This is a genomic window from Desulfosediminicola sp. (assembly GCF_048381775.1).
GTDB classification, from domain to species: Bacteria; Desulfobacterota; Desulfobulbia; order Desulfobulbales; family Desulfocapsaceae; genus Desulfopila; species Desulfopila ganghwensis.
This window is the reverse complement of the sequence record NZ_JBLXGE010000007.1, coordinates 221,239-246,641: the sequence shown is the minus strand read 5'-3', so window position 1 is coordinate 246,641 and position 25,403 is coordinate 221,239. Positions and strand designations below refer to the sequence as shown.

17 protein-coding genes, 3 tRNA genes and 1 riboswitch are annotated in these 25,403 nt (G+C 47.9%); of the genes, 14 read left to right on the top strand and 6 right to left on the bottom strand.

Annotated elements, in window-relative coordinates:
- The first annotated feature begins 74 nt into the window (after window positions 1-74).
- Window positions 75-151, top strand: a tRNA-Arg gene (locus ACN5NT_RS13700).
- A 277-nt stretch (window positions 152-428) separates the two neighbouring features.
- Entirely contained in the window at window positions 429-629 is a 201-nt protein-coding gene (locus tag ACN5NT_RS13695; RefSeq protein WP_136795736.1) for a cold-shock protein, read from the top strand.
- A gap of 190 nt (window positions 630-819) precedes the next feature.
- Here ACN5NT_RS13695 and ACN5NT_RS13690 read toward each other — a convergent pair whose 3' ends face one another.
- Window positions 820-2,019, bottom strand: a complete 1,200-nt coding sequence (locus ACN5NT_RS13690; RefSeq protein WP_136795735.1) for a TDT family transporter — start codon at window positions 2,017-2,019, stop codon at window positions 820-822.
- Between the two features lie 416 nt (window positions 2,020-2,435).
- Between ACN5NT_RS13690 and ACN5NT_RS13685 the strand changes: the two genes are divergently transcribed.
- Window positions 2,436-2,520: transfer RNA gene (locus tag ACN5NT_RS13685), tRNA-Tyr, on the top strand.
- Between the two features lie 47 nt (window positions 2,521-2,567).
- Window positions 2,568-2,643 (top strand) — tRNA-Thr (locus ACN5NT_RS13680).
- Window positions 2,644-2,655: 12 nt separating this feature from the next.
- Here the strand turns inward: ACN5NT_RS13680 and ACN5NT_RS13675 are convergent.
- Together ACN5NT_RS13675 and ACN5NT_RS13670 are read right to left on the bottom strand one after the other, a co-directional pair.
- The gene (locus ACN5NT_RS13675) at window positions 2,656-3,336 is read right to left on the bottom strand and encodes a type 1 glutamine amidotransferase domain-containing protein (RefSeq protein ID WP_136795734.1); all 681 of its coding nucleotides are present in this window, start codon (window positions 3,334-3,336) and stop codon (window positions 2,656-2,658) included.
- Window positions 3,337-3,384: 48 nt separating this feature from the next.
- Complete coding sequence (locus tag ACN5NT_RS13670) at window positions 3,385-4,422, bottom strand: NADP-dependent oxidoreductase (RefSeq protein ID WP_136795733.1); 1,038 nt, start codon at window positions 4,420-4,422, stop codon at window positions 3,385-3,387.
- A gap of 368 nt (window positions 4,423-4,790) precedes the next feature.
- On the opposite strand from ACN5NT_RS13670, the gene ACN5NT_RS13665 reads away from it, so the two are divergent.
- From ACN5NT_RS13665 to ACN5NT_RS13645, 5 genes are all read left to right on the top strand, one after another.
- Entirely contained in the window at window positions 4,791-5,360 is a 570-nt protein-coding gene (locus ACN5NT_RS13665) for a TetR/AcrR family transcriptional regulator (RefSeq protein WP_136795732.1), read from the top strand.
- A gap of 97 nt (window positions 5,361-5,457) precedes the next feature.
- Entirely contained in the window at window positions 5,458-5,997 is a 540-nt protein-coding gene (locus tag ACN5NT_RS13660; protein ID WP_136795731.1) for a hypothetical protein, read from the top strand.
- An 82-nt stretch (window positions 5,998-6,079) separates the two neighbouring features.
- Entirely contained in the window at window positions 6,080-7,261 is a 1,182-nt protein-coding gene (locus ACN5NT_RS13655) for an iron-containing alcohol dehydrogenase (protein WP_136795730.1), read from the top strand.
- A 37-nt stretch (window positions 7,262-7,298) separates the two neighbouring features.
- Window positions 7,299-9,164: an aldehyde ferredoxin oxidoreductase family protein gene (locus ACN5NT_RS13650; protein WP_419175787.1), complete on the top strand. Its 1,866-nt coding sequence runs from the start codon at window positions 7,299-7,301 to the stop codon at window positions 9,162-9,164.
- Between the two features lie 167 nt (window positions 9,165-9,331).
- On the top strand, window positions 9,332-10,591 hold the full coding sequence (locus ACN5NT_RS13645) for an OmpP1/FadL family transporter (RefSeq protein WP_136795728.1): 1,260 nt from the start codon (window positions 9,332-9,334) through the stop codon (window positions 10,589-10,591).
- 94 nt (window positions 10,592-10,685) lie between these two features.
- On the opposite strand, the gene ACN5NT_RS13640 is transcribed toward ACN5NT_RS13645, so the two are convergent.
- The 3 genes from ACN5NT_RS13640 to ACN5NT_RS13630 all read right to left on the bottom strand — a co-directional run bounded on the left by ACN5NT_RS13640 (window position 10,686) and on the right by ACN5NT_RS13630 (window position 14,769).
- Window positions 10,686-11,696, bottom strand: coding sequence for a Gfo/Idh/MocA family protein (locus ACN5NT_RS13640; protein WP_419175786.1), 1,011 nt, complete (start codon window positions 11,694-11,696; stop codon window positions 10,686-10,688).
- Between the two features lie 359 nt (window positions 11,697-12,055).
- Entirely contained in the window at window positions 12,056-12,652 is a 597-nt protein-coding gene (locus tag ACN5NT_RS13635; protein WP_136795726.1) for an anaerobic ribonucleoside-triphosphate reductase activating protein, read from the bottom strand.
- A complete protein-coding gene (locus ACN5NT_RS13630; RefSeq protein ID WP_419175785.1) occupies window positions 12,652-14,769 on the bottom strand; it encodes a ribonucleoside triphosphate reductase in 2,118 nt (705 codons plus the stop codon). Before ACN5NT_RS13630 ends, ACN5NT_RS13635 begins: the two co-directional genes overlap by 1 nt.
- Window positions 14,770-14,791: 22 nt before the next feature.
- A riboswitch (cobalamin riboswitch) is annotated at window positions 14,792-15,097 on the bottom strand.
- Between the two features lie 1,455 nt (window positions 15,098-16,552).
- Between ACN5NT_RS13630 and ACN5NT_RS13625 the strand changes: the two genes are divergently transcribed.
- From ACN5NT_RS13625 to ACN5NT_RS13605, 5 genes are all read left to right on the top strand, one after another.
- Complete coding sequence (locus ACN5NT_RS13625; protein WP_419175784.1) at window positions 16,553-17,044, top strand: GspH/FimT family pseudopilin; 492 nt, start codon at window positions 16,553-16,555, stop codon at window positions 17,042-17,044.
- Window positions 17,045-17,068: 24 nt separating this feature from the next.
- Window positions 17,069-17,803 (top strand): PilW family protein, encoded by a 735-nt coding sequence (locus ACN5NT_RS13620; protein WP_419175783.1) that lies wholly within the window; start codon window positions 17,069-17,071, stop codon window positions 17,801-17,803.
- 4 nt (window positions 17,804-17,807) lie between these two features.
- The gene (locus tag ACN5NT_RS13615) at window positions 17,808-18,260 is read left to right on the top strand and encodes a type IV pilus modification PilV family protein (protein ID WP_419175782.1); all 453 of its coding nucleotides are present in this window, start codon (window positions 17,808-17,810) and stop codon (window positions 18,258-18,260) included.
- 12 nt (window positions 18,261-18,272) lie between these two features.
- On the top strand, window positions 18,273-18,935 hold the full coding sequence (locus ACN5NT_RS13610; RefSeq protein WP_419175781.1) for a pilus assembly PilX family protein: 663 nt from the start codon (window positions 18,273-18,275) through the stop codon (window positions 18,933-18,935).
- 77 nt (window positions 18,936-19,012) lie between these two features.
- Window positions 19,013-25,345: a pilus assembly protein gene (locus tag ACN5NT_RS13605; protein ID WP_419175780.1), complete on the top strand. Its 6,333-nt coding sequence runs from the start codon at window positions 19,013-19,015 to the stop codon at window positions 25,343-25,345.
- The last annotated feature ends 58 nt before the right edge of the window (window positions 25,346-25,403 follow it).

Below are 25,403 nucleotides of genomic sequence, written 5' to 3'. Positions count from 1 at the left end.
TTTGTTTTGGTTTGGTTATTATGTCGCTCGTGACTGTGTTGTCTTTGTTGGCACTACACATCTACAATCTATGAGCGCTCGTAGCTCAGCTGGATAGAGCAACGGACTTCTAATCCGTAGGTCAGAGGTTCGAATCCTCTCGGGCGTACCAGATATAAAGAGGGAGGATGGTTTTTAGCTGTAAACCCTCGAAAAATATCCGACAGAGTGTCGGTAGGGTGCATGATCGATTGGTTCATATTGGATCGGGAGACGGCACAGTAGAGATGGATAGGGCATTTCGTCTTATTCATATTAAATAGAGGTAAGAAAGTTATCTCTTACTCTGTTTCAGTACTTAGGATGCGAAATTTATTACTATACTGTTTTTTCAGTATGATGGATTCTGCCTTGGTTTGGAACAAAGAACTTCATTATGGAGAAGTATCATGGCTGAAGGAACAGTAAAATGGTTTAACGATTCAAAAGGTTTTGGTTTTATTGCTCAGGATGGCGGCGACGATCTGTTCGTACACCACACCGCAATCAATGCTACCGGTTTCAAAACCCTCGAAGAAGGCGCTCGCGTAACCTTCGACGTTGTACAGGGTCAGAAAGGACCTGCTGCTGCAAACGTTACCCAGATCTAATTCTGATTACGTTTAGAGTAGATTGTAAAAGCCCCATGGACTTCGGTCCATGGGGCTTTTTTTGTTTGTAGTCAACGGAAGGGAAGGAATGCAGGGCGACTATATCCGAAAATTACGTGTCGGGGCCCTATCACGTTATGACTGATCGAAGTTTTACTCATTGATTTTATATGCCTTGTGCTGACAGTGACTATGGCTCATCGAGAATGTCACCGGTGAAGTCGGGGTCTTTGGTGGAAATGATGGGGGATGTTGAGGCTGGTGGTCGAAACAGATGTCCTGTTATCATGCCTCTTGTGGTGCCAAAGGCGGCCACAGCCCAGGCGGTTAATAAGCAGAGATAGAAGAAAATACTCACCCATTCAAACAGGGGAAGATCGGTGTGGTGGGCTAATTGCGCAATACCGGTGACACACGTACCCACAGGAAAGGTGAATGCCCAGTAGGTAAGGGCAAATCTCATCTGCCGGCGACGGGCACGAAAGGTCAGCAGCGTTGCCATGCATGTCCAGAGGATCACAAATCCGAAAATTGGTACACTATAGAGCACAGCGAACAACTCAAACCCCTGAGCAATATGGGTCGGGATCGCGCCATCGGCGACAGTACCGAGTATACCTGCCGCGGTCATGGACTGGCCCAATGGGCCTAAAACAATCCATAGAGTTGGTACCCGGGAGGTGCCGGATGTACCATGGTGCGCCAGTCGGCTCCAGATCATTGATATGATGATCGCGGCAGTCACCATGCTCAACCCGAACATGGAAAAACAGAGGTAAAACATCGTCTCTCTGATAGTGCCCGCAGGGGTGTGGGGAACAAGCATCGCCCCAATTGCCGAGGATACCATTGGAGGGACAACTGGCATCAGCCAACCTCCAAAGGCAGAGTCCTGTCGCACCCTGAATTTAGTAAACAAGCGATAGGGAATAATCACAGCAGAGCCAAGGCCGCTGATGGTGCCGAGAAACCAGAGAGCCCAGCTGACTCTAAGAGCAAATTCCTGGCCGAGGATGGTATCACCCAGCAGGATGGTGCCACCTGCAATGGTGAGAATGGCCATGGGAGGTGCCCCGTAAAATTGCGCCATCATCGGATCTCTGAAATGCTTTCTCCAGACACTGAGTCCCTGGAGCAGGAGGACGAAGGTTGCAAGCATAAGGCCAGCCAGCATGGTAAACGCGATGCACCAGACAATGAGAGCAAATACTTGAAGTTTTTCAGAAAGTAGAGGCAACGAAGCGGCTGCGTTGGCTATGATTCCTGTACCCATCACGGAGGCAAACCAGTTGGGGCCCAACTCGTAGTCATTGGTTGCTCCTGTGACCGAGTAAAAGAAACGCTTCCACCAAAATCCTTTGACATTGGTATTTCTTCGTTCATTGTTCATCCTATGATCATATCTGTGAAAAGAGGAAAAGGTTAGATGAAAATTGACTGAAACCCTATATCATTGCGAGACAAGGGCGCTGGGGGAATGAAGCTTTCGGATTGATCAGAAACAGGGGATACCGTTTGCCCGGTTAAGTCAGGTTGCAGAATGACTATCGTGGCTGGGAGTCTGTCTGCTGGATGAAAAATCGATACCGGTACAGGCGGGAAAATCCTGTTTGATTTGCTCCCTGGATTGGATGCCTTCTCAAACCGGGATCAGGGGAGGTGCTATGTTGCCGACTTATGGTGGATAGTCGATATTGACTCACTGACTCTCTTTAAATTTTTCAAAAAAAAGTAAAAAAGATCTTTGCAGAGAGCAGCAGAGAGTGTAAATAGGACTCTGCCTTTTCAATGAGGCGCCCAAAATATGGAGGGGTTCCCGAGTGGCCAAAGGGAACAGACTGTAAATCTGTCGGCTCAGCCTTCGGAGGTTCGAATCCTCCCCCCTCCACCATTTTTCAGTATGCAGAGAGCTCTTGGCATACTGTACTCGTTTTGGAGGCCCACGTAGCTCAGTTGGTAGAGCGCATCCTTGGTAAGGATGAGGTCACCGGTTCAAATCCGGTCGTGGGCTCCACTACTGCCGCTCTTACTTTTTCAGTACCTTCACAAGATGTAATGCTGTGCTTTCAGAAGATGCAGGATTTTGGCCTGTTATTAACCTGCCATCTACCTGAACGTGGTTCGTCCAGTCATCTGCTTTGATGTAAAGACCACCGTTTGCCGTCAACATATCTTCCACTGAAAAAGGGACGACCCCTGTTAATTGCACAGCGGCTTCCTCACTGTTTGAAAATCCAGTCACTCGCTTGCCACTAACCAGCGGTCTGCCATCAATTCCTTTTACATGTCTCAGAACAGCAGGCCCATGACAGACAAAACCGGCAGGTTTTTCCTGACGGGCAAATTGCTCAATAAGTGAAATTGAATGCTTGTCCTCGGCCAGGTCCCAAAGCGGACCATGACCCCCGGGGTAAAAGATCGCATCGAAATTTTCAGGTTCAACACTATCGAGACGAAGGGTGTTGGCGAGCTGTTCTTTAGCCTCGTCGTCGTTACTAAAGCGTAGGGTTGCAGCAGTCTGATGGTCGGGTTGTTCACTCATAGGATCAACAGGAGGCTGGCCACCTTTCGGCGAGGCAAGGGTGACGGTGAAATTCCGGTCCTTGAAGAGGTAATATGGAGATGCAAACTCCTCTAGCCAGAAGCCGGTTTTGTGCCCGGTGTCGCCAAGTTGATTGTGGGAGGTGAGTACCATTAAAATATTCATAAATTACTCCTGGTGATATTCTGGTTTTGTGGGAGTTGCCCTGAACTATTAATCTTCCGAGGAAACCTGAATGATGAGCTTGCCGAAATTTGTGCCTTCCAGCAGGCCGATGAACGCTTCAGGTGCTTTGTCGAGTCCCTCGACAATTTGCTCCCGGTAATACATCTTGCCACTTTTAAGAATTTGGCTCATTTCCCGAACAAATTCATCATAACGATGGCCGTAGTCGTCGAAGATGATGAACCCTTTTACTGTAAGGCGCTTGATCAGGATGGTGGCCATTAATTGCGACAATCGATCCGGGCCATCGGGAAGACTGGTTGCGTTGTAACGGGAAATCAAGCCGCAAACGGGGATTCGCGCTCCGACGTTTAAAAGTGGCATAACAGCGTCGAAGACCTTGCCACCGACATTTTCATAGTAAATATCTATACCGCCGGGGCAGGCAGTTTTTAACTGTTCGTCGAAATCAGCATTTTTGTGATTCAGGCAGGCATCAAAGCCGAGCGTGTCGATTGCATATCTACATTTTTCAGGGCTACCTGCCACCCCCACTACCCGGCACCCCTTGAGTTTACCTAGTTGGCCGACGGTTGCACCCACGGGGCCTGTTGCAGCAGCGACAACCAGTGTCTCACCATCTTGAGGTTTGCCTATATCGAGCAGGCCCATATATGCAGTGAACCCTGGCATACCCATAATGCCGAGAGCATAGGAAGGTTTTTCAGGGTTACTGCCCAATCGGGTGAGATCTGAACCGTCTGAAATTATATGGGACTGCCAACCACCATAGGTCAGTACCCAATCGCCTTCCTGGAATTTCGGGTTCAAGGATTCTTCAATACGGCAGACAGTGGCACCTACCATAGCTTCACCAATTTTCACCGGGGCCGCATAGGAGGGGGCATCACTCATCCGACCGCGCATATATGGATCCAGCGATAAGAAGACGGTCCGCAGAAGAACCTGATTCGCAGTCAGTTGCGGCAAGGTGACTTCTTCCATTCTGAAGTTGTCTTTGGTCGGGGCACCCTTAGGTCTTGAAGCGAGAACTATCCTGCAGTTTTTGTGCTCTAAACTTTTCATATTGATCCGTCCGAGGTGAAATTATCGTGATTTTTTAGATCGGCATAAAGGAGCAACCGTATGTGAAGTTCTGGTTAGCTGATTTGCTTTATTATTAAGTACCTTATTAGTCACTGCCGGGAGTTTGACAAGGGCAGTGTCTGCGATTTCGGCTTTTGTGCTGAGTCGGCAAAAGTGAGGGGGGCTTCTCAGGTTTGGCAGGATTCCAGGGGGGAGATTAGCAAAGTTGATCCAGTACCTGCACTGTCTGCATGCACCGATGAACGTCGCAGTGGTCAATGAATAATGTTGACAAAACAATACGATGCAGTTAAACGTAAATTGTCGGCCAGCCGGCCGACTGACAACCAGCAGGACGGAGGCGTCGGGTGAGCGTGCAGAAAAAATGTGCTGAAAAGCCAAATAATAAAGAGCGGATCCAGGATGTTGCCGAGGGGCTTTTTGTAGAAAAAGGGGTCCACAATACCAGTCTGTCTGACGTGGCCAAGGCAACAGGAATAAGTAAAGGAACGCTGTATTACTACTTCAGCTCCAAAAACGACCTGATATTTGCAATTACGGAACGCCAGATGGCCGGGTTGACCGAAGAGCTACTCGATCTGGTGGCAAATACCATGCAGGATAAGTCGTTGGCAGAGGCTATTGGTCTGGTGCTAGAGGCACTGATTCAGGCCGAAACCCGTGGGCGTCTGCATAACTACCTGATGCATGAGGCATTAACAGGCAATGAGGCACTCAGGGAACGCTTCAGGGGCAAATACAGTGAATGGCGACAGTTGCTGGTCGCGAATATGGCGCAACTCGACCCGGAAAGTGTCAATCATCCCTATCTGGCAGACACCATCATTGCGGTGATAGACGGTTTCATTCTCCAGAGCCTGCTTGGTGCAAGAGATATCCCCACCAAAGAGATAGGTGAGTATTTAAGCAGATTCTAACCAGTACGGAAGGGGTATTTCAGCTGAAAATATGCTGTGCTTTCAGATGATCATGTAATGCAGTCTATGGATTGGACATAAAAGAAGGGGGTATAATGTGAAATTCTGCAAAGCTGTCCCGCCCAAAAGGAAATGGCTGAAAGAATATATCTGCCAGATCGTTTTGTCCGTTCTTGGTCGGGCATTGCAGAGTGCTGCAAAGTTTGATCACCGCCTCGAAAACGAAGTAGCTCAGTTGCCGGAAGGTTTCACAATAAAAATGGTGGTATTGCCGGAGAGGGAAACAGGCCGGATCTCCCCCACAATGGTACTGGAGAAAGCGAACGGCAGGCTCAAATATACAGGCCGTCTCCGTTCCCGGGCAGATCTTACCATACGCTTTAACAATCTCGAATCTGCCTTTTTGGTGCTCACCCCCCAGATGGGGGCGGCCAGAGCCTTTTCCGAAAGCAGGTTGAGTGTTGTCGGCGATCTGGCAAAAGCCGTAGCCTTGACCCGTTGTCTGAATGTTACTCTTGCCTATCTCTATCCTGGAGTTATTGCCAGGAGGCTGGTTAAGCGACTACCGGAGCCGATTCACTCTTTATACAGACGCAGGTTGTATCTCTACATGGTTGGCATCCCATTTGGGCGATAACCACTTCAATATAAGTATTGTGTAGTATCAAATTGTTATCGGGGAATATGTGTTGAGTCGTCCATAATCAAAGGAGTCGCACATGATACCGTCGTATTACGAATTCAGTAATCCTGTTAAAATTGTTTCGGGGCAGAGAGCGCTCGAGAACATACCTTCCGAATTAAAGAATTTTGGGGTCCAAAGGCCACTGGTGATCACGGATCAGGGTGTGGCAGGAGCCGGTTTGGTCAAGAAGCTGATCAAGGCATTTTACAGTTCCGAGGTGACCATCGGGGCGATATATGACACGGTTCCAGCCGATTCATCCAGCCTGGTGGTGAATGAAATAGCGGTAATTTTTGCAGAGAATTGCTGTGATTCGATCATAGCAATCGGAGGTGGTTCACCGATCGATACTGCCAAGGGGGTCAATATTCTGGTTTCGGAAGGTTCTGATGACCTGATGAAATTTATGGGTGTGGATATTCTTGAAAAGCCGATGAAACCGCTGCTGGTTATTCCGACCACCTCCGGCACTGGTTCAGAAGTTACCCAGGTCGCCGTTATCTCGGACCCGGAACGGAATGTTAAAATGGCATTTGCGTCGAGGCGTCTCTTGCCGAATGTGGCGATTCTTGACCCGCGGATGACCCTGACTATGCCACCCAAAATAACAGCCGCCACCGGTATGGATGCGTTGGCCCACGCCATGGAGGCATATACCGGCTTGCAGAAAAACCCTTTAAGCGATGCGTATGCTGTTGCTGCGATAAAGCTTGTCGGTGAACATCTTCTCTCTGTTGTTCAGGATGGAACTGGGCGCGAATCACGTATGGCTATGGCCAATGCTGCCACCATGGCTGGTATTTCGTTTTCTAACTCAATGGTGGGCGTGGTGCATGCTCTCGGCCATGCTGCGGGTGGCGTTGCGCATATTCCCCATGGGCAGGCAATGTCAATTTTTCTTCCCCTCGGCCTTGAATACAATTTGAGTGTGAACGAGGATTTGATTGCCGAGCTTCTGCTCCCTCTGGCTGGTCCTGAACTTTACGCAGGAACCCACTCGGATGAGCGTGCGTTTAAGACAATCTCTGTCATTAGAGATCTACAGAGATCACTCTATAAGTGTTGTCAGCTTCCTATGAATCTGCGAGACGCAGGTGTGGCAGAACATCAGCTCGGGGAGATTGCCAGAGCGGCAATCTCAGACGGCTCGGTAACCTTCAACACAAGAGAGCTTGAGTATGAGGATGCGCTTAATATTCTGAAAAAGGCGTATTGAGAACTGAATTGTTAACATGAGCAGGGATTGGACCGCAATGACACAGGAATTCACAGGGCCCGGCAATAGAATCCTTGAAGTTGACTTGTCTACGGGCAAGGTATCGATCTACCAGGTAAAGGATAAGGAAAGACGCCTCTATCTGGGAGCAAAAGGGCTAGGTCTGAAACTCCTCTTTGACCGTCTCAAACCTGGCAGGGCCCCTCTGGGGCCGGACAATATTCTCGCGATCATGCCAGGAGTGCTGCTTGGTATGGGTGGCCCCTGCACAGGCAGGTTTCATGCCCTGGCCAAATCTCCCTTGACGGGTATCATCTCAACATCTTCCTGCGGCGGACCCTTTGGTCTGGCGCTTCGCACAGCCGGTTGGGGCGGTATCCTTGTTTCAGGAAGTTCGGAAAAACCAGTCTATATCCTGATTGATGAGCACGGTGCGAGCATTCATGCTGCGGATCATCTCTGGGGAAAATCCACAGTGGAAACTCAGGATGTACTGGATGATGAGAAACAGAGTTCGTTATTGATCGGCCCGGCCGGAGAAAATCTGGTGCGTTATGCCAATGTTCGTTCCGGCAAGAGATTCCTCGGGAGAGGCGGGCTTGGTGCGGTGATGGGGGCCAAGAAGCTCAAGGCGCTGGTTGCGTGCGGCGGAGCCTATCGAATTGCCCCAGTCAGTAAAAAGGAGTACAAGCGGGCGGCAAAGCGAGGCAGTAGCTATATAGCACGCAATGAGATGAGTGCTGTGCGGCTCAGGAATTACGGTACGAATTCCAATGTGAATCCGAACAACAGGGCCGGGATTCTGCCGGTGAAAAATTTTTCCGATGGCAGAGATGACAGAGCGTATCAAATATCCGGCGAAATGGTAAAGGACGTTCACACCACCCGGTTCGAGACCTGCAAGCCATGCAAGATCCTCTGTGGTCATAAAGGCAATTATGGTGGGAAAACCTTAGCAGTGCCGGAATATGAGACTACAGCCATGCTCGGCTCTAACCTGGATATCTTTGATCGACAGGCCATTGCCGAATTCAACGAGCTTTGTGGTGAGTTGGGGCTTGATACCATCAGTACCGGCGGGACTCTGGGCTGGGCTATGGAGGCTGCTGAAAAAGGTCTGATCGATATGGATCTGAGATTTGGCGAGCAGGAGAAGGTTGCCGAAGTAATAGCCGATATAGCCTATGGCAGAGGGTTTGGCAAAGAGCTAGGTCTTGGTTGTCGGGCTTTGTCTGAAAAATATGGTGGGCAGGATTTTGCCATGCAGGTCAAGGGCCTTGAGATGGCAGCCTACGACCCTAGAGGAAGTTTCGGGCAAGGCCTTGCCTATGCAGTGGCCAACAGGGGTCCATGTCATCTTTCGGCATATCTGGTGGCGCTGGAGAATTACTTTGGATTGCTGAAGCCTGACACCATCCGGGCGAAACCTGAGTTCGTAATTTTCTTCGAGCGCCTGACCTGTTGTATCAATGCCCTGCAAACCTGTCAATTTACCATGTACTCCTACACCCTGGAACCGCTGCTGTCTAAATATACCCCAGATCTGATCTTGGGATTGCTGATGCAGAATATCCCGAAGCTTGCCATAGCTCTGATCGACTTCAGCACTTACACCCAACTGTGGAATGGAGCCACCGGGATACGAATGTCGAACCGCGAATTTTTACAGGCAGGGGATCGTATCCATGTCCTTGAACGATATATGAATATTCGTGAAGGGGGAACTGGATCAGAAGATATCCTGCCCTTGCGGTTGACGAAAGAACCATTGCCCTGTGATGCAGAGAAGAAGACTGTACCCATAGACGATCTTGTTCCACGCTATTACAGCTTACGGGGCTATGATCAAAATGGTGCCCCCGGTAAGAACATTCTGAAAAAACTGAAGATAAACGAAGTTTGAAAGAGGTGTTGTTGAAGTGTTGGCGTATGACCAAAACGGGTCCGCTAATTGACTTTAACGTAAAAGGCATATTGTGCAGTATCCCGTTTTAAATAGTGAAGAGAGAGGAGGGCAATTGATTGTATCGGGATCAATTGCGAAATACTTCAACGTAATGGGAGAAAAGCATGAAGAAAACTATCTGTGTTGTTGCTTCTCTGGGTATCATTTCCGGCGGTACAGCTTGGGCTTCAGGATATCGCATACCTGAGCAATCGGTAGACGCCACTGCCAAGGCAAGTGCCAACATCGCTTCGGCAAGTCGTGCTGATACGGCCTACTATAACCCTGCAAAAATGACCTGGATGGAGGACACGTGGCATATTCAAGGAAATCTCACATATCTCTATCTCTCGAGTGTTGAATATGAAGACGATCGAACACCAGCTTTTGACAGTGATTCTGAAAAGGAACACTGCCTGCTGCCAACAGGATTTATAGTTTCACCAAGCTATGGCGGGGCGCGCTTCGGCCTTTCAATTACTGAACCGTTTGGCCTGAAGAAGCGATGGCAGGAGGGGTATGCCAAGGCGTTCGCTGAAGAATTCTCCCTGGCTGTTTTCGATATAAACCCGACGGTGAGTTATGGTATAGGAGATATGTTCTCGGTGGCGGCAGGACTTAGGATGATTTATTCCGAAGCAAAGGTAAAAAGCACAGGATTGTATGTCCCTGAACGAGAGGACGATGGGGTAGTAGAGTTGGTAGGGCCTTTCTCCAGATCGATGGAGGACGGTACGATAGAATGGGGCTGGAATGTAGCATTGGCGGCAAAACCAAATGATCGGCTGGATCTGGCTGTTACCTATCGCTCGAATGTGGATCTCGAATTCGAGGATAACAGCTATCTAAATATAATGGGAAATCCTTTTACAGTATACGGTGAGGTTGAAGTCCCGGCACCAGCCGTTCTGGCTGTTGCAGTAGCCTATGACGTCACAGATAAGCTCAACATAGAATTGGTTTGGGATAGAACCTTCTGGTCAGAGTATGACGCGCTTGAATTCAACTATGCACCGCCCTTTAATGATCCGGAATCAAATCCTTTTGCTCTGCCAGCCGCAAGAGACTGGGATGATGCCGATACCTTTCGTATTGGCATTACTTACAAGTTGAATGAAAAATATACGCTCATGGCGGGCTTTGCCTACGATGACGATCCAATCCCTACCGAAAATCTGGAATTCAGCACACCTGATTCAACCGGCTATATCTACACAATCGGCATGCAATACGCGGTCAATGACAAGATGGATATTGGCATAGCAGCTCTCTATGATCATAAAGAAACCAGATCGAATACTGCTGATCCTGAGGGTATAGTTTTTGGCGAATTTTCGAATGCCTGTGCGGTGCTGGTTACAGCTGGCCTGAATTACCGATTCTGATAAGAAATGCAGCTATCACGCAATACTGGTCTCGAAACTATAACGGGCAGGGGGGAATCTGCCCATTATAGAGGTAATCGATCTTGAGAGCAGGTTAGGCCTTAAACTCAAGCCATTTTTTCCCATCAGCAGCGTGAACAAGTGCCTCCAATACCAGCATGTTATTCAGCGAATCAGAAAGTGGGGTCGGAAGCTGGCTGTCCTCTGAAATAGCCTCACAGAACAGGTCTGCCTGTATTGTGTATTGATCGCATGCTGGAAAGGTGAATGTCTTTAATGAACTTGCCTGGTCGGGTATTTCCTTCTGGAGGACAATCTCACACTCTCTGTCCGGTGGAGCATTAAATGGGATAAGGATTTCTATGCGACCGGAAGTACCGAGAATGTTCACCCGTTGATACGGTGAAAGCTGGGTTGAGCAGGTGAACGAGGAGACTTTACCGCCAAAATCCATCATGCCCGAAAATAACCGGTCAGTGCCGAAATCAGGATCGCGGTCGATAAAGCCTGTGACACGATCCGGCTCAGCATCAAAAAGGAATCGGGAGAGTGAGATGTTGTAACAGCCGATATCCATCATGCCGCCACCACCTATATCTGAAATATTCCGGATATTTCCAGGATCATTATTGAAGTAGGAAAAAAACGACTGGATGGTAATCAGCTCACCGATTGCTCCACTCTCAACCAGCTTTTTAGCCTCGATCCACTGCGGGTGGTGGCGATACATAAAGGCTTCCATGATTTTCAGGTCTGGAAAGCAGGATGCAGCATCGATAAGCTTTTGTGCTTCGCCACTATTCAGGCCAATCGGTTTCTCACAGAGAACATGCTTACCTGCCTCGAGGGCTTTTATCGACCACTCGACATGCAGATGATTGGGCAGAGGGATATAAACGGCATTAATTTCAGGGTCAGCCAATAGTTCTTCATAACTGCCATAGGCCTTGGCTATGCCTAACTGCTTAGAGTACTGCCTTGCATTGTCAAGATTACGCGAGCAGATAGCCGTAACCTCACAATGGGCAGACCGCTGCATGGCAGGAATGACTTTCTGGCGAGCAATTTTGGCGGTGGAGAGGATGCCGAACCGGATTGTATTCATTTTCACTCCTCCAAAGAGTATGAATGTACTGTTTGCCCCAACATTAATTGATATCCATAACAGGTGGCAATAGAAACAGATCAGGCAACTGGCAGGAAGCAATGCAGCTGGTTTGGCCCTTAGCAAGAATGGATAGCCGGGATTGTCAGATGTCGTCGGCTATCTATATGGAAATGTATTTATTATTGTCCTGGGCCACTGGCCTGATCTGACCGAAAAGGGGGCTGCAAAGGGCAAATATTTCTTTTAGGCAGAAAGTAATAGATAACGTGTTGATGGTTCTTGAAAGGGTTCTTCGCCTAACCGGCGAAGAGTCATGACTGAAGGAGTGAAAAATTGCGGGCGGGGTGGAAGTGTTGTTACATGTTCCAGGCGGTTTCCGGCTTGAACGTTTGAATACTATAGTTTGAGCTGGCTGGCAGCATCCGCTCGATATTTGCTATTTCATGGGTGGACATGAGTTCTTTAACCTCGGTGGTGCGAAAGAGGTGCGGGGTGCCGGAGTTTGCAAGTATTTCAATACTTCTGTTAATCTTTTCAAGATCTACGGGCGTACCGCACAGCCTCTCATAATTTCCCCAGTCAGCCTTGATGTCCATGGCGATATAATCGACCAGCTCTGCTTGAATGACCTGCTTCAACATTTTCGGGTTGCTGCCATTGCTGTCCAGCTTGATCTTGTAGCCCATCCCCCTGATCGTGGCCAAAAAGTCGGGTAAGTCAGCATGAATCGTCGGCTCGCCACCGGTCACCACTACTCCTTCCAATTTGCCAGAACGAGTCTTCAGCCAGGAGAGCACTTCCTCAACGTCGAGTTCATGCTCTCCAGCAGTCGGCAACAGGCTGCCATTATGACAAAAGGGGCAACGAAAGTTGCACCCTTGAGTAAAGATAATGGCAGCCGGAGTTCCCGGAAAATCGGAGAGGCTGAACTTCTGTAAACCTCCTAACCGCACTATTTCACCACTGTGAAGTGGGAACGTTGGGCAAATTCGGACTGCTTTCCTTCATTCCACTGCTGTACCGGGCGGAGATAACCGACAACACGTGAGTAAATTTCGGTGTCGGCATTACAAGTTGGGCAGGAGGTAACTTCTCCATTTACATAGCCATGATCAGAGCAGATAGAGAATGACGGACTCAGGGTAAAATACGGGATCTGGTAGTTGTTGCAGGTTGAACGTACGAAGTTCTTCACTGCCTCAGGATCAGGTGCAGCCTCGCCCAGGAAGATATGCTGGACTGTGCCGCCGGTATACCTGGTCTGCAGGCTGTCCTGCAGGTCTAAGATCTCATGGATGTCGTCACTGTAGTTAATCGGCAACTGGGTAGAGTTGGTGTAGATCGGGGTTTTGCCATCGCTTGTTCTGAGGGCGGTGGTCAACTCCGGAAAGCGCTTCTGATCTATCTGGGCCAGACGGAAACCGGTACCTTCAGCCGGGGTGGCTTCAAGGTTGTAGTGGTTGCCTGTCTCTTCCTGAAAGGTGGAAAGCTTCTCACGGATATAATCAAGAATTTCCTCGGCAAACTGTTTGCCTTCAGCACTGGCAATACCATCTCCTACCACGCTGAGACAGGCCTCGTTGGCGCCGATCACGCCGATGGTGGAGAAATGGTTTTCCCAGTAGCGACCAAAGCGCTCATATACTTTGCGCAGATAATATTTGGTGTATGGGTAAAGCCCCTTGGTGGTGTAGTTTTCGAGCACCTTGCGTTTCAGTTCGAGGCTTGCACTGGCAATTGCCAGCTGAGCATCCAACCGTTCAAAAAACTCGGTCTTATCCTTGCTCTGGTAACCGAGTGCAACCAGGTTGATGGTGACAACACCGATGGAGCCGGTGAGCGGGTTGGCGCCGAACAGACCGCCGCCTCGTTTTTCCAGCTCACGGGTGTCAAGCCTCAGACGGCAACACATGGAGCGGGCGTCTTCCACGGAGAGGTCAGAGTTGACGAAGTTGGCAAAATAGGGGATGCCGTATCTGGCCGTCACCGACCAGAGCTTATCAAGGCTCTTTTCCTCCCAGTTGAAGTCCGGACTGATATTGTAGGTTGGGATGGGAAAAGTGAAAACACGGGCATTGGCATCACCCTCAGACATAACTTCTAAAAAGGCCTCGTTGATCATGTTCATTTCAGCCTGATAGTCGCCGTAGCAGGTTTCCTGCTCAACCCCGCCAATCACAACCGGCAGGTCGCGTAAGGTGGATGGCGGCTGAAGATCCATGGTGAGGTTGGTAAAAGGTGTCTGGAAGCCGACACGTGTCGGTACATTCAGGTTAAAAATAAACTCCTGAATTGCCTGTTTTACCTCTTTATAGCTCAGCTTATCGTAGCGGACGAAAGGGGCAAGCAAAGTGTCGAAGCTTGAAAAAGCCTGGGCACCGGCGGCCTCACCCTGAAGGGTGTAGAAGAAGTTGACAACCTGGCCCATCGCACTCCTGAAATGCTTAGCCGGAGCAGAAGCAGCTTTGCCTGGTACGCCACGGAAGCCTTTTTTGAGCAAATCCTGGAGATCCCAGCCAACACAGTAGACAGAGAGCAGACCGAGGTCGTGGATATGCAGGTCGCCACTCTCGTGAGCCTGCCGTACCTCGGGGGGATAGATGCGGTGCAGCCAGTAGGTCTTGCTGGTTTCGTTGGCGATATAGTTGTTCAACCCCTGAAGTGAATACGCCATATTGGAGTTTTCATTCACCTGCCAGTCAAGCCGGTCGAGGTAGTTGTCGATGAGCTGCACATCGGCTTCTTCGATCATCTCGCGGCGGCGATTCTGCTGATCGCGATAGAGGATGTAGGCCTTGGCTGATTTCCTGTGGGGTGAGGCGAGCAGAGCCTCTTCAACCAGATCCTGGATCTCTTCAACTTCAGGTATGCCCTCAACTATCTGGTGTGCCAGTGACAATACCTTAATGCTGAGTCGTTTGGCTTCGTCTTTACCGAACTCGCCGGTTGCAAGACCTGCTTTGGCTATGGCCATTGTGATTTTGTGTGATTCAAACGAAACAACTTCACCGTTCCGTTTTCTGATCTTATATAGGCCAAGCGGTCGGATCTCTGCTGGATGTGCTGACATAACTCCTCTCCTCGAAGGTGGTCAATGACTGTGAGGTATTGGCAGGTCTTCGGACTTTCAGACATTTTGCCGTAGTGCTGGTATCAACAACGGCGTAAGTGGGATTCTCGCGCAGGTCGTGCCTGGTAAGAACCACTGTTGCCTAATCACCATAGCTTCCCGGACTATCTGGTTTACATACGAAAAAAATCCGGATGAAGATCCTGACAGTTCCAGTGCATTTGAATGGTTTTCGTTTCTGATAACCGCTGCGGGACAGTTCTGGCTTCTCACCAGATTCCCTGTTGCCACACTTCACCTGAAGTGAACCAATACAATGAGGCGCCTACTTTATATTGTGCGAGGGGGCAAAGTCAACCACTAGATAATGTGTTCCGCCCTGGAGTTGTTCGCATTTCTGCTAACGAAATCGTTTCTATGCGAAGTTCGGTTGAAGTAGGAAGGAAAGTGTGAGGAAAAAAAATCAGGTGTTCTTTTGAGCCCCATCACATCTGGTGAGTAATCTCAGAATCGGTTTGTAATGGGGCGGCGGTTGGTCTCGGGCAACTGAAGATTAAGGACTTTGGTTATCCTGGGCATTGTCTCCGGGAGCTGCTCCGGTTTCACTGCCGGTGTCCCCCCTGATCGACACGTTCCCTATCCTACATCTCCATGATTTTTGCCGCCTGCGACAAATACTGGGGTTGTGCTAATGAGATAGATAAATTTTTTCATGGATTTCTCCATTAGAGACGAGAAGAGATCGACCACTGCCTGGCGCGTGGACACAATCTGATTATGTATTGTAATTTACTAAGAAAAAGTTAGTAAAAGCAGTGTGTTGTCGCAGAAAAACTGTTGTTTTCTTTAGGGGGGTACTTCGCGAAAGGCGCTCTGCTTGTGACTCTATAGTCAGGTCTAGACTGTGAAACCAACGAGTGCCAAGCGGTACTCAGTGCCGCCTGGCGTTCCTTTGCGGTTGCTTGTGATCTGGTTATCGACCTTAGTCAGGTTGTTGGATGAATAATTCTGATTACCATTGAGGATCAGCTTCACGGAGTGAGGGGTGCGGAGAAAGGTGGTAGGAGTACAAACTTAAAGCTAAAAGCACTTCTCTACAAGCCGATTGCGGAGCTATTCCGGGGATTGGTCACTTGCCAATCAATCACGTTCCACATTACATGTCTACTTCCTAACCTTTCAAGCTGAAGATTAGGGATAATCAGATATTTTAATAATATTAATGGCAACTTTTAAGAACATAATTCCGAGCAAAAAACATTTTTTTAAACAAAATTGAATGCTCCACGAAGTTGTTATTGTTCTTAATCTGGTAGAGGTTTGTGACATAGGAAATTCTATTGAAATAATTACCATCATAAAAAAATAAATGTCTTCATTTATAGGGCTTTCATAAATTCCTCTATTTTTTCCGGTGCTGAATGTTTGCGCTAGGTGAATTGAGTTCAATGATCGATAAGAAATAAATAGAAAGTTGGCCCTTCTTATAATGTGATGTGGAATTGTGTGTTTCGCTTCTAGTGTACCATGTGTTTTCTTTTCTCCTTCAAACCTCAGATCTTTATTTTTTTGTTTCGTGTCGATAGCTCTAAGTAATTAAATAATTGTATATAATATTCACTTTAGTTCTTGATTGAACTGGTTTAGTCTGTTAGTTGTCTGTAGAAATGTATAATGATAGTGATGTGTTGGGCTCGATTTGTGTTGTGTTGGATGTTCAGGAGATTGCTCTTCTGATAATCTCGAAACCGCATGGATAATCAGTGGGGGAAACGTGTATTCTGTGAAGAAATATTATGGTGAGGCCCAAATAAAGAGCTGTTGCGGCTTTACTCTTATAGAAATTTTAGTTGTGGTATCTGTTATCACAATTCTCTGCGGAATTTCTTTTTCTGCTTTAGGTAAATGGGTTCCCAATTATCGTTTAAAGGCAACCACCCAGGAGATGTATGCATCTTTTCAAAAAGCCAGGGTGTATGCCGTAAAGACAAATAGAACGGTTTACTTCACTTTTAATGTAGATCCTTCCTGTACAGGTAGTTCAAGTTACTCATTTGAGGATTCTGCGGGCAACATTGTTGCTGGCGGAAGTATGGCTGATGGTATTTGTATTCTGAATTCTTCTTTTGCTAATAAGGATGAGACAAATGAGAGTGGATTTGACCCAATGGGCCTGTCTGGAGGAGCAATTGGCAAAATCGAGCTTGGCCATACGAAAATAAGCAGAACACGAGAGTTGAGTCAGAGTTCTGCAGGCTCAATCCAAATTAATTAGGGTGGGGTATTGCGGGTGCAAAAGATGAACAGAAGATCAAGAGAAAGAGGTTTCACCCTTGTAGAACTCCTTATCGCGATGGCTGTCGGCTTAATGGTTATGATGGCCGTTTTTCAAATTTACGCCAAACAGCAGGATGTATACGAAGCCCAGCTCGATGTCACTGAGATGCAGCAAAATATCCGTGCGGCAATGAAACTGCTGGCCCGTGATATACGAATGGCAGGCTATAACGGTGCTGAGCTGAGCACCATAGGAGAAGGCACTGGTAAGATCGTCCAGATTAAACCTGACCTTATCTATTTCACCATCGATCGAAATGAGGATGGTGACGTTTCAGACACAGACGAACATATCGCGTACGACCTCAAAGAAGACAATGGTGTTTTAGCTCTACGTCGTACTGCTGCTAATGGCACGATTGATACCGAAGATAAGGGAAGCGGTCACTGGGAAGTTAAAAGTGGCAGTGGGCCGGTAATCGTAGCAGAGCGCATCGAGAAGATAGAGTTCATGTACCTTGATGAGGATGAAAAGGAAACATCAGACGAGGATCTGGTAAAAACTGTTGTTGTCTCAATCATTGCCAGGGCGGAAGAACCGGATTCTTCCTTTAAAAATTCATTCATCTATAACCCTGCATCCAATATTGCCGCCTATAACAAAGGAACATTGTCCGGAGATAAGTGGCAATTTAATGATAATTACCGAAGGCGATTCAAGATTATGACCGTCGATTGCAGAAACCTGAGGTTATAGCACTATGAGCATAAGAGATACAAGTGGTTTTACCCTTATTGAAGTCCTTATTGCCATTGTTGTTTTTGGTGTGGGAATTTTATCTTTGGTGTCAATGCAGGTTGCCGGCATCAAGGGTAATGCAAGGGCGGAAAGAATAACCGTGGCCTCGGATTGGGGATCTGACCAGATTGAGCAACTCTTCTCTCTGGAGTATGACGATCCCGATCTGGTGGATGACAACAGCATTACCAATACCGCCATAAACGCAGATTCTACGGCAGGTCTTAATAGTTTTACCGACACTACAGCCGATGGTAAGAGAGTTTCCCCCGACGGGTATTACACAATTTACTGGAATGTAGCAGAGAACGTGGCGCTGCCGAATACAAAAACCATTCGAGTGTTGGTTGTGCGTGCGGTGAATGGTGGGACCAGGACGGTAACGATGAATTATCTCAAAGCTAAATATCTATAATCTCCGATGGCTATGAAAAATAAGACGATATCGATTGGTAATAGCGAAGGGTTTGTGCTTGTTGCAGCGCTGTTGATCATGTTGGTTCTTACAATCCTGGGAATCGCCACTACAACCAACACCTCTATTGAATTACAGATTGCCAGCAACGATAAGGTGAATAAAAAGACATACTTTGAGGCCGAAGCAGGAGCAGCACTGGGAACGGAAATTATAGAACAGTCGTTCAGCTGTGTGGCGGGATTCAAAGAAACTGATGCGACCAATAAATGGGCTGATCTTGGTGGCACAGATATTCGGGTCTATAGCCGGGATGGAGACTATGTGCTCTATAACAACGCTCGGTCCACTAGTGCAGCAGTCCTGGCTAGTAAAATCGGTGATCCGGATAAGGCCGATGCAGCCTATCCCAAAAGCAACCTCAAGACGAGTGGAACTGATGATGAAGAAACCGGTTATCTCTACTTTGAGGCAAAAACAATGGTGCAGATTGGTGGTGCCTTGCAAATGACAGCCGGATATGAAGGCAAAGGTAAGTCGGCGGGCCAGGGTGGAGTGGCGAAAGTGATCGATGTCTACTCCCAGTTTGCTGGCCAGACCGAGAGCCAGACAACTATAGCTATGGGCTGGCGTCATCTGGTGGGTACTGAAGATCCAAGCGCATGTCAGTACTAGCTATAAAAGTTCTTTTGATTGTCAAGACTGTGTGACCATTTTACGGCAAATTGTGGAGTCATAAGAGAGTTGAGGAAATGAAACGGCAAGAAATGAAAGTTCTGATTATTGGTCTCTTCGGGTTGATACTGTGCAGTTTTACGTCGCCTGTTTATGCGGCGGTTTGTGGTGAGGGCACGGGGGAACCACCGTTTCTTGCATCGGGGTCTGATGCGAATTTACTGATCCTTATAGATAATTCCGGTTCCATGCTGGATATGGCCTATGTTGATAATCAGACCTACACGGGGACTGATTATAAAGGAGATACCATCTCCTATGAAACGAGTTGTCTTGATAAGTCATATCTGCTTGAAGATGATGGCAGTCTTGACACTGCAAAATCGTATGCCGGGTATTTTGAAGAAGATACTTTGTATAAATGGAGCGAGGTAATTCCCTGGCAGACCGGTACAATCTATGCCTCAGATACATATGTGACCAGCAAGGGTGTTCTCTACCAGGCAACCTGTAGCCCCGTTGCTCCGGCTACTACATGTACTTCAGCCGGCACTTCCCTGGAAAATGATACGGGGCTTATCTGGACGGAAGTAGACCTTACTTCTGTTGAAGAGTGGTCGAACAGCCAAAACTGGGCGCAAAATTCCCTGGTCAGCTTCGATGGGATGCTTTTCCTGAGCAATGGTGCTACTGCTTCCTCAACCAATGGTTCAAATTCGCTCTATGAAGATACCGACGCTTCAGGCAATCTCCTTTGGGATAAAATCGAAGGCTATTTTGAGGAAGTTGGTGATGCCTCAGATAGCGGTGTCGATGCATGTCCCAGTGCATCCTATAAAGCCGAAAGCGCCTGGAATGATGACGGAACGAGTAAGACACGGAAAGACCTGCAGATTACCTATGATGATACTAACGCACCGACAGCAGTAACCTGTTTTGGAGCGAGCGGAAAACTTCTTAACTGGGCATCTGCTTCTAAGATCGATATCCAGAAGAAAATTCTCACAGGCGGAAAACTCTCAACAGGTGCCGAGGCAACAACCGATGATGACCGACTGGTCTCCGAGCATCGTGGTTGTTCAGGGCGGGGTTTTACCAAGGAGATAACGGTGACACCGACTACTGGAGGAGTTTCCCAGCAATTGGTCTTTAAGATTCGTGGTGGCGCCGATGATGTTGATAAATTAGGAGAGAATGATTTTACCACCCGCATCGAAATCGTAGGCATGAGTGCCGGTGGTATTAACTATGCCGATTGTGCAAGGTATCTCGAAGAGTTGCAGAATTCAAGCCCTCAGCTGCCGGTTCTTAAAAACTCAATGGAAGGCTGTATGTATGGTACTCAGGATGTGTCTGAGTCTGCCAACATCTACCACTCGTCCATACATGACTGTTGGAAGATCAATAAAGGTGAAGAACCTCCCCACGCGGGTAACTTGGCAACACATTGCGAGGCGGTCTATCAACAGGGCAATACTGGTTACCCGGATAAAGATCCATGGAAAATTACCCCCTGGGACCCTGAATATATCTGTTATGGCCAGTGGGATAGTGTAAACCCACCTGATCCTGCTGCACCTAATTGGACAGGCACGGGCTATGTCGGTCGTTGCTGGGAGGACTGGCCGATCAGTTCCGGTGGCGGTGTATGTGAACAAAAAACATGTGATTGCGACGATGGATCATGGGCATCGAAAAGTAATTGGGATGAAGGTGAATGTTATCAGAACTTCAATAGTGTTGGCAACCTGTGTAGTAATGGTCTGCAATATGAGTGTGATAACGATACATCGGTAGATACCTCAAAAAACAATCCAGGTTGTGGAGGCGGGGGAAAATTTGAAGCTGTAAGTGTACTCTCTGATAACACAACTTTGTGCGATTCGAATGCCAGCGGCTGGACGCAAAACGAGTGTTATGATGATACCAACGGAAGCTGTTGGGGAGAGGTTAGTGCTGGCTGGGGATCTCAGGATGCCAAGGATTGTATCGAGCAGGCTGAAAGGGACTATTGCGGTGATATGCAGATGCCCCAGGTTATCGATCCAACGGATTTACTTTCATATTCCAGTGGTAGTTCTGAAACCTGGGGAATTGTAGGTGCATTGGTTGACGCGGGCATTTATGGCCAGATGGGAGTGGAAAATCCACTACTCATCATGAAGGGGTTCATAAAGGTTTCCGCACAGCCTGAAGGTATTATTCAGCGTACAGCTCAGGATCTTCGTGTTGGTGCAATGGCATTTCATCACAATGGAGCCGCCACAGAGTGTTTGAACCCTGATCCTGATAACTCCATTGAAGAATACTGTCCCCAGGGGAATAAGGATGGGTCCGCAGTAATTTCGCCGATAAAACTGGGAAGCAGACTGACCTATGATGATAATAACGATGGCCTGTATCAGAGTTCCGTTGATGCGCGCCATGTGGATGATCTGGCGTCCGCTATCAACAGTGTTCAGGCTACCTCATGGACACCTCTGGCAGAGGCCATGTATAACGGCATCGGATACTATACCCAGAACGCTCAGATTCGTCTGAATAATGGCGACTTCTTCACGGATAGTGATGTCAGTGCCGGCTTGAGGGTTGGTGACTATTATCCGGCCGGCGCATATATTTTATATAGTTCAGACCTCTATACCACCATAACCGGCGGTATTGCCGAAGACAGTAATCCCAATACTGACAATGGGATAGTCTGGACACAGGTTGCCGGCTATAAGGGATCCTGGACCAATGGTACTGTGTATGACTCAAATGATATTGTTGTAGACAATGGTAAATTCTATATCACAATGGGTGGCGGAACGAGCCATTTGAAAGGAGAAGCTTCAAGTTTAGGAAAGAGCGGCCCTCTCTACGATTCGGGAGTAGACTGGGAGTTTCTCATCGATCCCGTTATCAGCCCGTGCCAGGAGAATTTTGTACTTATCATCACCGAAGGCGCATCCACCGCAGATGTCAATGATGATGTTGCAAGATTTGTGCGCGGAGAGCATGGTCAGAATGCCATTGATATAGTTGATGGAAGTGAAGGTGCAGAAGACGCTGCCGTCTCAGCCCAATGTACTAATAATGGCCTGAAATCTTCAACTTATCTTGATGATCTGACCTACTATGGTCTGAACCAGGGGGCGGAATTTTCACTCTACCCGGCTGGTAATGAAACCTTGCCGGAAGCAGATTACCCGTTTACCGATATGGAGAAAAACTCCATTACCACCTATATCGTTACGGCCGGAACTCCAAGGGATACAGGCAGTACAGATGAATGTAATCCGACAGTTCTTATTTCAGATGCAGCTGAAAATGGTGGCACAGATGATGTGCTGCAAGGTGAGAACCCTGCCATGCTGGAAGAAAGTCTGTTAGCAGTTTTCAATGAGCTTCGTCAGAGGGCATCTGCAGGTTCTGCGGCGTCGGTAATCTCGACCGCTCGAGGTGGTGAGGGTGCTATCTATCAGGCGATGTTCTGGCCCGAGTTGGTTCGCGGAGAGACTTCCGTAGAATGGGCGGGTGATGTGCATGGTTTGTTCCTAGATGATAACGGCTATATGTATGAGGATACAAATGATGACCGTACACTCAGGCCGTCAGAGGATCTGAACAATAACCGAGTACTCGATGATGGTGAGGATCTCAACAAGAATGGTGTTCTCGATTTAGGGGACAAGCGGGTCATTATTTTCTATGACGAATCGGTAGGGGAACAGAAATCGAGGGTTTGTTGGAACAGCTCGATCAATGATAAAAATATCGGCTACTGTACCGATGCAGGTGACCTGGAAGAGGTGCACTTTTTATGGTCTGCCAATCAGTGGTTATCTGATTACCCGGCAATAGGCTCAATCGATGTATTGAATACCAGGGAAAACAGGGATACGAGTACCTTTATCTCAGCCGCAGACAGACATCGTTATATTTTTACCTGGCAGGATGATGGTGATGGTCTGGTTGAGTCAGGTGAGGTTGTCGATTTTGAAGATAGCGGTGTGACGGATGCGCCTGACTGGACTAATTGGACCGATGAATTCGGAGTTGCAAGTAGTAATGAGCTGGATTGGATGATCCGTTGGTTGCGAGGTGAAGATTTTGCAGGTAAGGATTTTGATAATGACGGCATTATTGATTACATCACACGTAACAGGGATTCTCTGCTGATTGACCCTGATAATCCTGAGAATAGCTATGGTATTACCTGGCGATTGGGGGATATCATTCACTCAACTCCGGTTACGGTGACTTCTCCCCTTGAAGGATTCCACCTCATTTACGACGATGTTTCATACGCCAAGTTCGTGACCCGATGGGCGAATCGCCGTCATGTGGTATATTTTGGCGCTAACGATGGCATGCTGCATGCGGTAAATGCGGGATTCTATAAATCGGACGAGCGAAAATTCTATCTTGGTTACGATACCAGTACGAATGTAAACGGCTCAAGATATCACGACAACGGGCCACGGCTGGGAACAGAATTGTGGTCGTATGTGCCGTACAATTTGTTGCCGCATCTTTCGTGCCTCACAAACCCTGAGTACAAGCATAAATATTTCGTCGATCAGAGGCCACGGGCTTTTGATGTGCAGATTTTTGAAGAGGAGCCTGCTTGCGGTACCAATGGCTATGCTGATGAAGGGTGTATTCATCCAGAAGGTTGGGGCACAATCCTTGTTGGCGGCATGCGATTTGGCGGATCCCCTGTTTATATAGACGGCAAGCGATTTGCCTCATCCTACTTTATTTTAGACATTACCAATCCTGAGGCACCGCCTGTCTTGCTTGGTGAATTGACTACGACTACTGACCCAAGTGTAGTTGATCTCGGCTACTCAACAGTCGTTCCCGGAATGGCTGTAATGAAAGATCAGAGCGCTAATGTGAATGAATGGTATCTCATACTTGGTAGTGGCCCCAATGGCCCCTCTGATCCCCTTGATGAGGATTACGCCCAGCAGGGCGAAAGTATGACCGGCACAAAAATCAGTATTCTCCCTCTTGACTGGCTGGTGGATACCAGCGCTGCGCCTGGTAAACGGCCTTTACGTATACCAAGTGGCCAGCCTACGTCCATTGAACCGGCGGGAACCTATCAGCCAAGCGGGGCACAGGTGCGATCGTTTGTCACCGGCATAACTGTAGTTGATTACGATTTCGGCAACGTGAGTGGAGACATAATGTCGGATGTCGTTTATTTCAGCAGCGTGGAAGGGGAGAGAGATTCAGCAGGGCGCTGGGGATTCAGCGCCTACTCTGATGGCTCAACGTACTGGAGTGGTGGTGGGCATATGTATCGCCTTGTCATGAACGGTAGTGGTCATATGGTTGGTAAAACCGGTGGAGAAACTTATTCGACCCCTGACGATTGGGATGTGAATATCCTCCTGAATATGGGAAGTGATTCAAATTATAATATTGGTGGCGGAAATATTCGGTCACAAGTACCCGGTCATCTCTTGCAACCGATTACAGCTGAAGCAAGTGTTGGTACTGATGGTTATAACTACTGGGTTTATTTTGGTACCGGGCGCTACATTGATGCATTGGATAAAACAGATAAAGAACAGCAGAGTTATTATGGCATTAAAGAGCCGATGGTAATAGAGGCTGACCCGAACAGTGGTGTAAACAGGCGAAAACTTACCTGGGATGAAGTTCGGTTGGATGGGGATCCAACCTATGGTAATGGCAATAAAGGACTTTTCCAGGTGGATGAAATTCTGGTACACCTAAGCGACCAGATGGATACGTCTGTGTTGACTTGTCGTGATAACAGCGATGTCCCGGCCGGTGGGCCGATAAATAATCTTGATTGTCTGGAAAACGATACTGGAACACCATTTTACAGTTTGATTGATGATAATGCGTATCTGGATAAGTTGGACAGGTATATAGGTGGAACCGGTTATTGCGTATCGAATATCTGTACCCCACTGCCAACGTGTTCGGGAACTGACTATACAGATAGAAATTATAAAAATAACTGTACAGACGGATGGTATAGAAACATCTGGCCATATAACAACGGAGAAAGGAATATCGGCCAGGCAACATTGATGGGAGGTTTGGTAAGCTTTTCAACCCACAAACCAAGCAGTGGCATCTGTCAGGCTGAGGGGAGTTCAGATTTGTTCGAGATCTACTACCGAACAGGAACTTCCTGGTATCAGAATGTCTTCGGGGATGAAGGTGTAGATAGCAATGGCAATGTGGTCAACAAGATCAGCCTTGGCCGTGGTGTGGTAACTACTCCCAACCTGCATGTCGGTATAGGTAAAGGCGACGGTGACGGACCGCGTGCTTTCGTCCAGACCAGTACCGGAGAGATTAAAGAAATCCAGCAGGATAATCTGCCGGTAAGTGGTTATGAAAGTGGGCTTGGAGACTGGAAAGAATATATCGAATAAGCTCTGAGCTGGAGTAGGTTCGGCTTGATCTGACAAGAGCGGGCTCTTGTCAGATCAA

What these genes read in the sequence shown, in the direction of transcription:
- ACN5NT_RS13695 (WP_136795736.1), top strand. Translation starts at nt 429, where the DNA reads ATGGCTGAAGGAACAGTAAAATGGTTTAACGATTCAAAAGGTTTTGGT.
- ACN5NT_RS13690 (WP_136795735.1), bottom strand. Translation starts at nt 2,019, where the DNA reads ATGAACAATGAACGAAGAAATACCAATGTCAAAGGATTTTGGTGGAAG.
- ACN5NT_RS13675 (WP_136795734.1), bottom strand. Translation starts at nt 3,336, where the DNA reads ATGAATATTTTAATGGTACTCACCTCCCACAATCAACTTGGCGACACC.
- ACN5NT_RS13670 (WP_136795733.1), bottom strand. Translation starts at nt 4,422, where the DNA reads ATGAAAAGTTTAGAGCACAAAAACTGCAGGATAGTTCTCGCTTCAAGA.
- ACN5NT_RS13655 (WP_136795730.1), top strand. Translation starts at nt 6,080, where the DNA reads ATGATACCGTCGTATTACGAATTCAGTAATCCTGTTAAAATTGTTTCG.
- ACN5NT_RS13650 (WP_419175787.1), top strand. Translation starts at nt 7,299, where the DNA reads ATGACACAGGAATTCACAGGGCCCGGCAATAGAATCCTTGAAGTTGAC.
- ACN5NT_RS13645 (WP_136795728.1), top strand. Translation starts at nt 9,332, where the DNA reads ATGAAGAAAACTATCTGTGTTGTTGCTTCTCTGGGTATCATTTCCGGC.
- ACN5NT_RS13640 (WP_419175786.1), bottom strand. Translation starts at nt 11,696, where the DNA reads ATGAATACAATCCGGTTCGGCATCCTCTCCACCGCCAAAATTGCTCGC.
- ACN5NT_RS13630 (WP_419175785.1), bottom strand. Translation starts at nt 14,769, where the DNA reads ATGTCAGCACATCCAGCAGAGATCCGACCGCTTGGCCTATATAAGATC.
- ACN5NT_RS13620 (WP_419175783.1), top strand. Translation starts at nt 17,069, where the DNA reads ATGAACAGAAGATCAAGAGAAAGAGGTTTCACCCTTGTAGAACTCCTT.
- ACN5NT_RS13615 (WP_419175782.1), top strand. Translation starts at nt 17,808, where the DNA reads ATGAGCATAAGAGATACAAGTGGTTTTACCCTTATTGAAGTCCTTATT.
- ACN5NT_RS13610 (WP_419175781.1), top strand. Translation starts at nt 18,273, where the DNA reads ATGAAAAATAAGACGATATCGATTGGTAATAGCGAAGGGTTTGTGCTT.
- ACN5NT_RS13605 (WP_419175780.1), top strand. Translation starts at nt 19,013, where the DNA reads ATGAAACGGCAAGAAATGAAAGTTCTGATTATTGGTCTCTTCGGGTTG.